This is a genomic window from Planococcus alkaliphilus (genome assembly GCF_057031095.1).
Genome location: NZ_CM168060.1, coordinates 2999434 through 3013099 on the forward strand (window position 1 = coordinate 2999434; position 13666 = coordinate 3013099).

Genomic DNA, 13666 nt, shown 5'->3' on the forward strand with positions numbered 1-13666 from the left:
TTTCAAATAGCCGCTTGCCATTGCAGGCGGTTTTTACATTGCCTGAATTCCGCTCTTCTTTTCTATTACGCTTTTCGTTTTGTCCAATACGCAATTGTCTGGACAGGTTCAAATTGTGATTTCCGATAAATCTCCAATGCGTCATTGGCCGTTTCTACATCCAGCATAATTTGCTCCATCCCTTGTATATGGGCCATGTAGCGGCTCCATAAGAGAAAAGCTTTGCCGTATCCCTTGCCTTGCTGAGCTGGGTCGACAGCGAAAGCAGTCAGCCATAAAGCGCCATCTTCTTGCACGAGTGTAGCAGTAGCGACAAGTTCCCCGTCTTTTTTCATCACCCAAATTTCCCGGCCCTCTTCGGCTTGATTAAAAGCGATTACTGGCAAGATATCAGAATCGAAAGCTAATACGAGCAGGGTTTCCAGCTCTTCGATTCGACCATCAAAAGGAAGAATTGAAAGTCCCTCCGGCAAAGCGATTTCTTTTAACGAGTCGGCAGCCATTTGGATTTCTTTAAAATCAGGACCATACCCTAAGCTTTGCAGAAATTTCTCTGCGTCTGGATTTTCGATAAAAGCAGCCAGTGCTCCTTCTGCCTGCCGCTGTTCATGTCCATGATGAATGCCGTCAGCAAGTGCTGAACCGATCGACATTCTGCGATATTCAGGATGCACAAATACAGACCATTCATAATGATGGAGGTTGACAATATCCGTAGAAGTCGCAAAACCGATAAGCTGCCCCTCTTCTGTATAAGCCAAAACAGCAAAGCCTCGGATATTCGGTTGATTCCAAGAAGCTTCTTGAAGAACTGTGCTGTAGCTCCCTCCGAATTCTGTCAGCAAATGCTTCATATCTTGGATTGTGCAGGAATCCAACGGAAATGATTCGATTGATAGTGAAATATTCATTTCCCACCATCCTTCCTTTAACTTTTTAATAAATATTGCTAATTTTTCACATAACATATTATGATGACATTCTTTAGTTTATGGTATCACATGATCACAGAATTTAACGAACTTTTACCGTTGTGTAACATCGGTTTAAATCGCCTTTTCTTCGGCTATACTATTTTGGTTAGCAAAATTCCGGAGGTAGGCAAAATGGCTAAAGCACGTTTAACTTGGGTAGATGCAGCAAAAGGTTTTTTAATGATCCTCGTTGTTGTAGGACATTATTCTGGTCCGACCATGACTGATTTTCCATTTATTAAATACATATATTGGTTCCACATGCCCGCATTTTTTATTTTGAGCGGATTATTCTTTAAACCAATAACTGAAAACAGTAAATTGAAACCGGCAATCCATAAAAGATTGATGCAATTGATGGTCCCTTACTTATTCTTTTTGCTTCTTCTTACATCCATAAAATATGGAATGGCGATTGGAGAAGGCACCTTTACAGCGGCATTCTTAAAGCAGGATCTGATTGAACTGGCCGTCGGCGGTCGTTTTCTACGCGGAGAGCATGGCGTCTTCTGGTTTATCACCGTGATGTTCGCTACTCATATACTGTTCTTATGGATTACGCGCATGAAGCGCCTGTTCCAATTCATGATTCTTGCAACGTGTTATGCAGTAGCTGAAATTGAAGGGGCCTTTGCAATGGGTCTAGCTGGCGAACCCGATATCGCCTCTATGCAAATTCCGATGATTTGGAATCTGGATGTCGTCTTGATGGCGGTCGTTTACTTTGCCATCGGCTATTATTTCAAGAAATTCTGGATGAATATTCCTACACTTGCACTTGCTGCCGCTGCAGCTGTCGCCTTTATGGCATTCCGTGCTGATGAAATGGGGTGGATCGATTATCATTTGAGCATGAAATTTCTCCGCTATGACCATGCCTTACTAGATTTAGTCATTCCGCTAGCTTTTACTGCTGTCATCATCGGCTTCTTTCAAAAAATCACGCCGATTATTCGGATGCCTTGGTTTGAAAAAATTGAGGCGCATTCGATTTCGATTATGTACTTGCATATCTTCATCGGCTTTATGGTAGAAGATTTCTTGCCATACAATGTCTTTACGTATTCTTTCTTCGGATTGATGGTTCCGATTGTGTTGTCCATCCTTATTCCCAAAACCATCCCACTTGGAGAAATCCTGATCGGCCGTTTCAAACCGCGATCCGCCATCCAAACTCATTAAAAAAGGGTTGTCCCAAAAGCAATTTGGGACAACCCTTTTCATTTTATAATTTTGCATCTTCGAGCATGTTCGCGTAAATTCCGCCTTTTTCAAGAAGCTGCTGTTGCGTGCCTGACTCAACCAACCGGCCCATTTCCATCACGAATACGACATCGGCTTTTCGGACCGTATTCAATCGATGGGCAATGACAAAGCTGGTTCTGCCGACCATCAAGCGTTCAAGGGCTTCCTGGATTTTCAATTCGGTGACGGTATCAATGCTGCTGGTCGCTTCGTCTAAAAGGAGGATAACCGGATCGGCGATCAGCGCACGGGCTATCGATAGCAATTGCTTCTGTCCTTGGCTGATCATCGAGCCGTCTCCTTTGAGAATCGTTTCATAGCCGTCTGGGAGCTTTTCGATGAACTCATGGGCATTGGCTTTTTCTGCCGCTGCCCTTACTTCTTCATCAGTCGCTTCCAGCCGCCCGTAGCGAATGTTTTCATAAACACTGGCTTCGAATAAAAAAGGATCTTGCAGGACAAAAGCGATTTGCTTCCGCAATGTTTCTCTCGGCATTGATGCAATCGGGGTACCGTCAAGACGGATCTCGCCTTCATTGGCATCATAGAATCTTGCCAATAATTGCATGATCGTCGTTTTGCCGGCACCGGTAGCGCCGACCAAAGCGGCTGTTTGGCCAATCCCCACATTAAAACTGACATCACGGATGGTCCAATCCTCTTCCGCCCCTTCGTATTTAAAAGAAACCTTATCGAACTCCACATAGCCTTGCAATTCTTTCTCGGCATTCAACACTTGACCGTCTTTTTCTTCCGTTTCTTCCATGACGGCAAAAACACGTTCTGCTCCAGCAATGGCTGACAATACCGTATTGAACTGGTTTGCCAAATCGTTAAGTGGACGCGTAAATTGCCGAGCATACTCGGTAAAGATGACAATCACACCGATTGAAACACTGCCGTTAAGGGCTAATATCCCGCCTACTCCAGCTACGATTGCAAAACTCGCGTTGTTAAGAAAGTTCATCACCTTTGGAATGAAACCGGAATAGGTCCAGGCCCAGAAACCGGTCTTGCGCAAGCGTTCGCTTTTTTCCAAGAACTCCTCCATCACTCTCGGTTCCTGGGAAAAAGCTTTTACGATTTTCTGCCCGGAGATGGTTTCTTCGATCATCCCGTTCAATTCGCCGATGGCATGCTGCTGTTCTTTATAAAGGCGGCCTGTGCGTTTCGTAATCCATTGCATGGAAACATACATCAACGGAATGATGATGAGCGTCAACACGGTAAGCAAAGGGCTAAGCCATAACATGACCACAACTGTTCCGGTCAAAGTCAGCAGGCTCGAAAATACTTGGATAAACGAGCTGTTTAAAGTAGAAGATACGTTTTCGATGTCATTGGTCATCCGGCTCATTAATTCGCCGTGCTGCCGTTTATCGAAAAAAGAAACCGGCAAGCGCTGAAGATGTTCGAATAAACCGGTACGCATCCGGTAAATGACTTGTTGAGCAATGCCGACCATCCAGTAATTCTGCAAATACAAGGAAATAGAATGGCCAATGTACACTACTATCAGCCAGGCAATAATAATTCCCATCCCGTCAAAAGCTTCCGGCACAATATACTGGTCTATAATATGGCCGATCAGAAATGGCCCCAATAGAGCCAGTGCCGAACTCACGAAGACCAATGATAATACGGCAATCAATAGGAGGCGGTGTTCGTCCACGAGTTTCCAGATGCGCAGAAGCGTTGATTTCCAATTGTTTGCGCGTTCCGTCTTTTTATTGTCTTTCTTTTTTAAATCCTCTTTTCTGATGATCGGTTCATATCCAAAAGGGCGCCGGATGGCATCAAACATATTCATCCACCTCTTCTTCCTGTTGTGACAAGGCTATCTGTCTGTATAAAGCGGATTTTTCCAACAACTCTTGATGAGTCCCATAAGCTGAAATCTCGCCTTCTTCCAGCAGCAGAATCCGGTCCGCTTTCATGGCCGTGCGGATTTTCTGGGTGACTACAAGCATCGTCGCACGCTCACGGTCCAGTTCTTCCCAGAGAGCGGCTTCCGTTTTCACATCCAAGGCGCTTGTACTGTCATCTAAAATCAGGATAGACGGTTCCCGCACGAGCGCACGGGCAATCGATAGCCGCTGCTTTTGGCCGCCGGATAAATTGACGCCTTTTTGTCCGACCCTTGTATCGTAAGCTTTCGGGAAATGTTCTACCGTATCATGGATTTGTGCTTTAATGGCCGCATCTTCGAGTTCATCTTGCGCAGCCTTGTCTTTGCCCCAAGAAAGGTTATCTGAAATCGTTCCCGTGAACAGAAGCGATTGCTGCGGGACAATCCCGATGCTTTTGCGCAGCGCGGGCAATGACCATTCTTGGACATCTATGCCATGTATCCGCACGCTGCCTTCAGTCGCGTCGTAAAAACGCGGAATAAGCTGAAGCAACGAGGATTTCCCTGAACCTGTCGCACCCATGATCGCCAGTTTCTCGTTTGGTTTTATTTCAAACGAAATGTCTTTTAACACGTGGGCGGCAGTTCCCGGATAGGAGAATGAAACATTTTCAAAAACGACTGTTCCGTCTTCGACAGCCGCCTGCTTTCCTTGGCCGTCCTTTTCCAAAACATTTTCAGCCAATAAAATCTCTTCAATCCGTTCAGATGAAGCCTTTGAACGGGCAAAAGCCATAATGATGAAGGAGAACATGGAAAATGCTCCGGTCATGCGCATTGCGTAATTGACAATCGCCACCAGCTCGCCAATCTGGGCGCCGTTTGCCTGTATTTGTGAAGCACCGAACCATAAAACGGCAAGCAGCGACACGTTCATGCCAAAAAGTAAAATCGGCAAAATTGTTTCCATGATCCGGAATGCTTTGACTGTATCTATTTTCAAGGAATCGGCCACTTCAGAAAAGCGGTTCGATTCGTACTTGCCGCGAAGATAGGCTTTGATCAACCGGACAGCCTGCAGATTCTCTTGGATCATCCGGTTCAGGCGATCCAGCCGCTGTTGGACAAAGCTGAAATAGCGGACGCCTTTTAGTACCATGAAATACAAAAAAGCCAACAAGAAAGGAAACACCAGAACCAGATAAATCGCGAGCTTCGCATTGACCACCAGCGCCATAATCATGCTGCCGACAACAAGAAGCGGTGCACGCAGCATGATGCGCAATCCCATAAACAAAATCTGTTGGACGAGCGTCACATCACTCGTCAACCGGGTGATCAACCCCGAAGCCGGAAACTTATTGAACGTCGCAAGCGAAAAAGATTGGATCTTGCCATAAACGGCTTTGCGAAGATCGAATGAAAAACTTTGGGAAACATGCGCAGCGTAGTAGGAATTCACGATGCCTGACAGCAAGGCAATAAATGAAAGAACCATCAGAACAATTCCATATTGGACGATCCGGTCCTGGTCTCCTTCCAGAATCCCATCGTCGATGATTTTGGCGATGACGAGCGGCTGCATCAACTCAACTGTGAGTTCAAGCAACATAAGAAACAACGCAAAAATTATGGGGATCTTATAGGGTTTTGCATATGCAAATACAGTCTTCATTGGTGTAGCCCCCTAAACATTTCGAAACACGAATCTTTTGTTGACTATTATGCCACAGTTTTCTGACAACAGGTAGCAAAAGTCATTAGAAAATGAAAAAGGTGATGCATTTTTTGCATCACCTTTTGGTCTAAGCTTATGTAAACGTACATGCATAAAATTTTATGCTTTTTTTGTTTTCTTCTCCCCTGCGAGTGACAGCCAAGTGACGAAAACAAGCATGACGAGCGCCCCGACAAGTTGGAGCGGCTCCAATAATTGATTGAACCAAAAGACTGAGATTACCATTGCCGTCAGCGGTTCGAACGAAGAAAGGATGCTCGTCTCAACGGCTGTGATATAGCGCATGCTGCTCAAGAACAGCACAAAAGCAATCGTGCCGATAATGATGATGGTACAGATTGCGAGAACCAGTCCCCCCTGTGATAGTTTCGGCCATTCGTCCGAAAGAAAAATCGGATTCGCCAAGCCGAGAAAAATCCCGCCAAATAACATCGACCAGCCAACTACGAGCAGCACTCCCCATTCCTGCATCAATCTGGCCGGATACAGCGTATAGAATGCAAAAGTCAGCCCTACAAGAATTCCCCAGAATAAAGCTTCACCGCTAATGATCAATTGCGTCGGCTTGCCGTTCGTCAAAAGCAGAAACAGCCCGGCCAAAGTTCCGATCATCCCAACCACTTGGTAAACCGGCGGCCATTTCCGTTGGCGCAGTGAAATGAAGAGGATAATGTAAATGGGCGCCAGAAACTGCAGCAAGGTCGCAACTACCGCATCGCTCGCTTCTATGGCTGCAACAAAACTAAATTGCACACCGAGCATACCGAATAACGCAAAGATGATCAAAGGCATTATCCAGATCTTTCCCGTGAAAATAGCTGTTACCCTAACTTTTTTCAGCTTCAGGAAAAGCAATAGGAGCACTCCCGCTACGGTCAGCCGAATGGTCAGTAAGAACGAAACTGATATGCCGAACTCTGCCATTGTCCACTCCATTAGAGGGCCTGTCGCACCCCACAGCATAGCTCCCGATAAAATCATGGCAATCCCTTTCAAACGTTCCATCAAATCGCTCCTTTCCATATAAAAAACCAATCCCGGGAGATTGGTTCCAGTTTTCATTGACTAAATTCCAGTACGGCTTCACTGATTTTCATAGACGCAGATAGGCGCTGCACTGTTTTTTCAATAAGACATATTTAACATTAAACCGATATAAGATGCAATGATAAATCCGCTTCCGCATAAAATTGATAGCCAAGGCGATAATGCGCGCTTGTAGCCAATGACCATCATGGCAAGCAGCAGCAGCCCCAGTACAATAAATAAAATGCCGTTAATGGAGGCATCCCAGCTTCCATCGATTGGGATGTAAAGGGGACCTTTTAACATTTCTACAAATGGCGCCGGCCCTTCCGATCTGAATGTGTTATTGATATTATGCGGCGGTGCTTGCTTGCTCATGAATGCCGTAAATAGAAAAACGAGAAGCAATAGGCCGCTTTCTGCGCGGAGCCACGCCCGTTCATAATATTTTCGTTTATTCAAGAAGCCATTGATCGCTGCTGCTGCGAGCAGCGGCACGATGCTCAAATGCTTCAGCAACAAGAGCTGGCCATAAGGCAATACCCAGGAGCGGGCATATTGCGAAGGTTCTACGAAAAACAACATAATCGCAACGCCGCTCGCAAACAAGACGGCGACACAAGCGATGGCAAACGGCGTAAACCACGAAAGAAAACTTCGCCATTCCGTTTTGCTTTCCGCAAACCACGAAACGTGCAGCAAAATTCCTGTCCAAACGGCCATCGTGAGAAAATGGATCGTATGGCTCGCAAATCCTCCCCATAAATTCAAGGTCGAAACATGGCTGAAGTAGCCGACCGCTAATATAAGGACGCCTAAAAAATACACGGTGATATGTTTTGAAAAATTGAGCAAGATTGCTGCTGCTAAAATGATGCAGAATAATCCTGTCACGATCCAGCCATGGCCAGTCCGGTAATCCACTAGCACCGAAAAGAAAACAGCAAACCAACTTTGGTCATCTGCAAGGAAGTTCGTCAATTCGATGACCGGTGCCAAGGAAAACAAGGCAATGGCAGCTACGCTCAATAGTTCAAGAACTTTCGATTCACGGAGAACCGGCTTTTTCGAAATCGGTACGAACTTCAAAACAACCGAACCTGCCAGATATGAAAATGCGATGTAGACGAAAACATCGGACAAAGCCGTAAAAGCGATCATCGTTTGTTCTTCATGAGCTTAACCATTCCCGCCGCGACTAAAATAATGGCAGCAACAATCAATACAGTCACCCATACGTTGCTGTTTTCTTCCTCGCTTTGTGCGGTTTCGGCAGCTTCTGCCGTTTCATTTTCTGCCGTTTCATCAGACTCTTTTTCAATTGCCGGTTCTTCTTCAGGCGTTTCTTCTGCAATTTCTTCTTGAGGGGCTTCAACATCTACACCGAAAAGAATTTGCCCTTCAATCGGATGTCCGTCTTCACCGATGATTTTCCAGTCGATGATGTATTGGCCATTTGGCAGTTCGGTCGTTACTTCACTGGCCATAATATTATCAGATACGGTGATTTCACCTAACTCAATGGAAGCTTCTGGCCCGCTTAACGTCATGGAACTGCCTTCTTCGATCACTGTTCCGAATTCCAGTTCAATATTTTCTGGCTGAGTAGACAATACTTCCCCTTCGGATGGATTGGATTCAGTCAACGTGGTGTGCGCTATCACAGTAAATGGCACGAGGGAAATAAATAAAATTAACAAAATGGCAACTTTTCTCATGAATAATCTCACTTCTTTCAAATTTTTCATTTTTTCTTCCCCCATTCTCTCATGATTGCTACAATAAATATAGTTAATGTATAGTAAAATAATTGATACAAAAATTGGGAAAAGGATGACGATAGTCCTTTTCTTCTCTATAATGAAGGTAGACTTACGAGAAGGAGCGTCATGGCATGAGCGAATTGCAACAAATACTTTCCGACAACCTGGTTTTTAACCATATCCCTTTTCCCATCATCATCATGGATAAAGACGGACTTGTGGTATGGTGCAACCGTCATGCGGAGCGTGTATTTCAATTAGAACCTGAAACGATTAAAGGTACATTATATCCTTATATGAATCCCGAAAAAGCAGCTCTTTACAAACAAACATGGGAAAACATCATACATAGCAAAGAGCCGATCCGTTTCGAAGAGGTGGAAGTTGGCCTTGGAGATGGAACACGTACGTATACGACAATTGTGACCAAAGCTTTTGCTTCCGGCGATGAGCGATTTGTAATGTCCATATTTGAAGTGGATGAATCCACGGAAGAAATATCGGCTAGCCGCGAATTGAACAGCCTGCGCGATGGGTTGGATGCTTCATTCATGTTGTTGTATTTTGATGAAGAATTCTTGATTACTTATGCCAATCCGCTATTCCTGAAATTAAGCAAATGGACGCCGAAACGGATTCTCGGCAAACCCATCTGGCAAATGTTCGGCGAAGAAAGCGACGATGTGAATTTCGTTGAAAACTTGATCAGCACGTTAAGAAGCGGCAAAGTATGGAATGGCCAAGCCAAGAAATTGAAAAAAGACGGCGAAGAATATTGGGTGGAATTAACAGCGATTCCGATGGATTTAAAAGGGGACGATACGTATTACATCTTCTTGGAAAAAGACATCACTGCTGCTAAAAAAGCGCAGCACCATTTAGAAGAAATTGCCTTCATTGATCCGATTACCGGACTTGAAAACCGCCATCGCCTTGAACAAGTAGTCAATGACCATATTAAAGAAGGAAAGCATTTTTCATTCGTCTTCTTTGATATTGACCGTTTTTACACATTGCGCGACGTTTCCGATACAGATACCGAAAACGAATTATTGACTGAATTTACAAAACGCCTGCGCATGTATTTTTCGGATTCGATCATTACGCGTGCAGGATTGCATGAATTCGCGTTGATTACGCCTCTCAGCAATTGGTTTATCGAAGGCTTCCTGCATTATTTGCAGCAGCACCCGATCTATATCCAAGGAACTGCGATTCCGTTGACAGTGAGCGGTGCCATTACCCGTTATCCGGAAGACCAGCAATCCTTTGTCCACTTGATCAAAGCTTCTCATGTCACCATCAAAAAAGTAAAAGAGCGCGGCGGCAGTGCGATTTCAGCATTGACTTCCGACGATCATGAACGGTTGAACCGCAAGTCCTTGATTGAAAAACGCCTGATCCATGCATTAGACCGCCACAACTTGCATTTAATGTACCAGCCGCAAGTCAATTTGAGCACGGGGATCGTCGAGCGCGTCGAAGCTTTAGTGCGCTGGGAAGATTCTGAAGTCGGCATCGTAACTCCGGAAGAGCTGATTCCGATTGCCGAAGAAAATGGCATGATCCATGAAATCGGAATGTTCGTTCTCGAAACGGTTTGCGCCCAGATAAAAGAATGGAACTCCCGCGGCATCCACATGAACGTCAGCATCAACTCGTCTATCCGGGAATTCCGCGATAAGGATATGGCAAAATCATTCTTGGAACAAATCCAGTTGAATAGCTGTGATCCGAGTGCTTTGACCATCGAAATCACTGAGAAATTTGCATTGGAAGCAGAAGCAGAGCGTTCCATCATCAAACAGATGAAACAATTAAACCAGGCAGGAATTTCGTTCGCCCTTGATGATTTTGGAACGGGTTATGCATCATTCCGCTATATGCTGATGTTGCCGATCTCGAGCTTGAAGATCGACCGGACCATTATCCAGTCCATCACGAAACAAGAAAAAATGCAGAAAATGATTAAAGGCATGATCCAATTCGGCAAGAGTCTGGACTTCCAAGTCATTGCCGAAGGCGTCGAGACCAATGAACAACTCGAACTTTTACGTGCCATGAACTGCGACATGATCCAAGGCTTCATCACCGGACACCCAATGGAAGCAAAAGAGCTGGAAAAATGGTTGAATTAATGTAGAAAAGCAGAGCCGCCTTGCAAGCCGCGACAAGCGCTGGAAGTCTTACCTGCCATGGCGTCTTTTGCCATTGCAGATAAGACCGAAGCGACCTCGAGCGGCTAGGCGGCGGAGCTGGACATCGAAAAGCGGAAGCGGCCATGTAGCCTCGACAGGCATAAGACGAACCGGCGAAGCGGCGTTCTTTGCCGCACAGCCGGGTTGGCTTATGATCCCGAGAGGCTGGCCGCTGGAGTCTGGACATAGAAAAGCGGAGGTGCCTGTTTAGCTTCGACAAGCTTAAGGCAGAACACGAAGGAAATCCTGATTTCCGTAGTGGGCTGACTTAAGACCTCGAGAAGCTAGGCACCGCAGCTGGACATCGAAAAGCGGAAGCGGCCATATTCCACTTCCAAAACACCTATAACTATAAAAAATCGGCATGTCCAAAACATCAGTTTTGGGTCATGCCGATTTTTCGTTGGATGCGTTTTGCTTGCCGCTTGAAAAAGAGCTGCATCAAGACTTCTGCAAATACCAGTCCCATTGCGACCGCACCTGAAATCATCAAAGCTTCAGAAGCGTAAGTGATAGCTTCCAAGTAATTATTCTCTACAATATTACGCATCGCATTATAAGCTTTGCTTCCTGGAACTAACGGAATGATGCCCGCAACACTGAAAATGATCATCGGCATCTTGAACTTTTTAGCCAATAAGTGGGCAACTAACGCCACCCCAAAAGCTCCGGCAAAAGAGGCTTGCGTGGTATCGTCCAACACCAATACATAGCTCCGGTAAATCAGCCATCCGGTCATACCCACCAGCCCACAGCTGAGCAAAGTTTTTCGAGGTGTATTGAAAATAACGCCAAATGAGCCTGCTGCTAAAAAACTAAGAAACGCTTCTAATGGCCAATTCATCCAATCCCTCCTTTAAAATGACAGCACCAAAGCAATTCCGGCACCTATCGCAAAAGCCGTCAGAAAAGCTTCCGCCCCTTTTGAAAGCCCCGAAACAAAATGGCCGGCCATCAAATCGCGGACGGCATTCGTGATCAATAGCCCTGGCACCAGCGGCATGATTGAGCCGATAATGATGGTATCGAGATCAGTTCCATAGCCCGAATAAACCGCGAGCAACGCGAGAATTCCGATTGCCAATGCTCCGATAAATTCCGCAAAGAACTTGACACGGGTTTGGATTAAAATCGTTTCAACTATGATAAAACCCGTTCCTCCAAATACAAAAGCGAATGGCAAATCGCTCCAGCTGCCGCCAAGCAATATGAGAAAACAGCCGCTAGCCATGGCAGCCGCAAGGATTTGCAGCCATATATGAAATTTATAATTTGTCTGATCGATCACTTGCAATTCTTCATAAGCTTTTTGCAAGGTATATTCTCCAGCCACCAACCGACGCGAAACAGCGTTGACTAATGCCACCCGCTCCAAGTCTGTTTGCCGGTCATTGATGCGGACAAAACGGGTAGCCATTTCTTCCGTTGGCGAAAACATGATCCCCGTTGGTGTAACAAAACAATGCGAATGGGTCATCTTTTGCGAAATTGCCATCCGGATCATCGTGTCTTCCACACGGTAAGTTTCTGCACCGTTTTCCATCAAAATCTTACCAGCCAATAAAAAACAATCCAGGGCAAGCTCGCGCCTTGTTTCTCCAATTTCAGCCACATGCTTTCCCTCCTTACATTTCACAATTCATCATAACGCATTAACGCAAAAATATAAACGCCTCTTAAGCCAGAGGCGTTTATACTTTGTATTCCCATTATTCACTTTTAAGGTTTCAAAATAACTTTTGTGCAATCATCTGTGTGGTCATTGAAAATCTGATAAGCTTCGCTCGCTTTTTCAAGCGGCATAATATGGGAAATGATTTCTCGAGGATCAAATTCCCCGTTCTCAATTTTCTCGTAAAGCATTGGCATTAAGTGAACGACCGGTGCTTGTCCCATTTTCATCGTAACATTACGCTCGAAAATATTGCCAAGCGGGAACATATTATAATTTAAGCCATAAACGCCAGTCAATTGAATCGTACCGAATTTGCTTACTGCATCTTTTGCGATATCAATCGCACTTAACGTACCGCCTTGCAATTTCAATTTCTGCTGGACTGCTTCTGCCGGTGACTTCTTCCCATCCATTCCGACACAATCAATCACGACATGGGCTCCACCACTTGTAATTTCATGGATATAAGCACCCATATTATCGTGCTGCGAAAAGTCGAAAACTTCTACGTTGTTCATTTCTTTCGCCTTTTGCATACGATATGGAATTTCATCCACGGCAATAACACGCTTCGCGCCTTTCATCCACGCGAATTTTTGAGTCATTAAACCAATCGGTCCGCAGCCAAGTACGACTACTGTATCGCCTGGTTTAACGCCTGAATGTTCAACACTCCACCAAGCTGTCGGCAATACATCCGACAAGAACAAGACAGATTCATCTTCTAACTCTGAAGATTCCGGAATGACGAATGGCAGGAAGTTTCCATAAGGAACTCGCAAGTACTCAGCTTGTCCGCCTTGATAATCCCCGTAGCGTTCTGTAAAGCCGAAATAGCCGCCTGTATCGAAATGCGGATTGCCGTTAGAATTATCACATTGGCTTTCCATGTCATGGGTGCAATAATGGCACTGCCCGCAACTTACGTTAAATGGCAGAACAATGCGGTCGCCTTTTTTCACTTTCGTGACTTCAGGTCCGACTTCTTCAACAATCCCCATCGGTTCGTGTCCGATGACATAATCTTTTCTGGCAGGCAATGCTCCTTGGTACATATGCAAATCCGAACCGCAAATCGCTGTAGAAGTGATTTTCACAATGATATCGTCTTTTTTCAAAAGCTCCGGGTCTTTCACATTCTTGACTCTCATATCCTTGACGCCTTGAAACGTTACTGCTTTCATCCATATCCCTCCAT

Annotated in this window: 11 protein-coding genes; 2 read left to right on the forward strand and 9 right to left on the reverse strand. The window is 45.2% G+C overall.

Going from position 1 to position 13666, the window contains the following annotated elements:
* Nucleotides 1-65: 65 nt before the first annotated feature.
* On the reverse strand, nt 66-911 hold the full coding sequence (locus tag AC2EXB_RS15640; protein ID WP_483602260.1) for a GNAT family N-acetyltransferase: 846 nt from the start codon (nt 909-911) through the stop codon (nt 66-68).
* 195 nt (nt 912-1106) lie between these two features.
* Here AC2EXB_RS15640 and AC2EXB_RS15645 point away from each other — a divergent pair, with 195 nt between their 5' ends.
* The gene (locus tag AC2EXB_RS15645) at nt 1107-2156 is read left to right on the forward strand and encodes an acyltransferase family protein (protein WP_483602261.1); all 1050 of its coding nucleotides are present in this window, start codon (nt 1107-1109) and stop codon (nt 2154-2156) included.
* A 43-nt stretch (nt 2157-2199) separates the two neighbouring features.
* Here the strand turns inward: AC2EXB_RS15645 and AC2EXB_RS15650 are convergent, their stop codons facing one another.
* From AC2EXB_RS15650 to AC2EXB_RS15670, 5 genes are all read right to left on the reverse strand, one after another.
* A complete protein-coding gene (locus AC2EXB_RS15650; protein WP_483604767.1) occupies nt 2200-4023 on the reverse strand; it encodes an ABC transporter ATP-binding protein in 1824 nt (607 codons plus the stop codon).
* A complete protein-coding gene (locus AC2EXB_RS15655; RefSeq protein ID WP_483602262.1) occupies nt 4016-5743 on the reverse strand; it encodes an ABC transporter ATP-binding protein in 1728 nt (575 codons plus the stop codon). The genes AC2EXB_RS15650 and AC2EXB_RS15655 overlap by 8 nt, the downstream gene beginning before the upstream one ends.
* 162 nt (nt 5744-5905) lie before the next feature.
* A complete protein-coding gene (locus AC2EXB_RS15660; RefSeq protein WP_483602263.1) occupies nt 5906-6811 on the reverse strand; it encodes a DMT family transporter in 906 nt (301 codons plus the stop codon).
* A gap of 120 nt (nt 6812-6931) precedes the next feature.
* The gene (locus AC2EXB_RS15665) at nt 6932-7993 is read right to left on the reverse strand and encodes a copper resistance D family protein (RefSeq protein ID WP_483602264.1); all 1062 of its coding nucleotides are present in this window, start codon (nt 7991-7993) and stop codon (nt 6932-6934) included.
* The gene (locus AC2EXB_RS15670; protein WP_483602265.1) at nt 7990-8580 is read right to left on the reverse strand and encodes a copper resistance CopC family protein; all 591 of its coding nucleotides are present in this window, start codon (nt 8578-8580) and stop codon (nt 7990-7992) included. Before AC2EXB_RS15670 ends, AC2EXB_RS15665 begins: the two co-directional genes overlap by 4 nt.
* Before the next feature lie 146 nt (nt 8581-8726).
* On the opposite strand from AC2EXB_RS15670, the gene AC2EXB_RS15675 reads away from it, so the two are divergent.
* Nucleotides 8727-10733, forward strand: coding sequence for a sensor domain-containing protein (locus tag AC2EXB_RS15675; RefSeq protein WP_483602266.1), 2007 nt, complete (start codon nt 8727-8729; stop codon nt 10731-10733).
* Between the two features lie 436 nt (nt 10734-11169).
* Here AC2EXB_RS15675 and AC2EXB_RS15680 read toward each other — a convergent pair whose 3' ends face one another.
* From AC2EXB_RS15680 to AC2EXB_RS15690, 3 genes are all read right to left on the reverse strand, one after another.
* A complete protein-coding gene (locus tag AC2EXB_RS15680) occupies nt 11170-11637 on the reverse strand; it encodes a threonine/serine exporter family protein (protein ID WP_235197172.1) in 468 nt (155 codons plus the stop codon).
* 12 nt (nt 11638-11649) lie between these two features.
* Nucleotides 11650-12405 carry a threonine/serine exporter family protein gene (locus tag AC2EXB_RS15685; protein WP_235197173.1) on the reverse strand — a complete coding sequence of 252 codons (756 nt, stop codon included), beginning with the start codon at nt 12403-12405 and terminating at the stop codon, nt 11650-11652.
* A 107-nt stretch (nt 12406-12512) separates the two neighbouring features.
* On the reverse strand, nt 12513-13652 hold the full coding sequence (locus tag AC2EXB_RS15690; protein WP_235197174.1) for a zinc-dependent alcohol dehydrogenase: 1140 nt from the start codon (nt 13650-13652) through the stop codon (nt 12513-12515).
* Between the last annotated feature and the right edge of the window lie 14 nt (nt 13653-13666).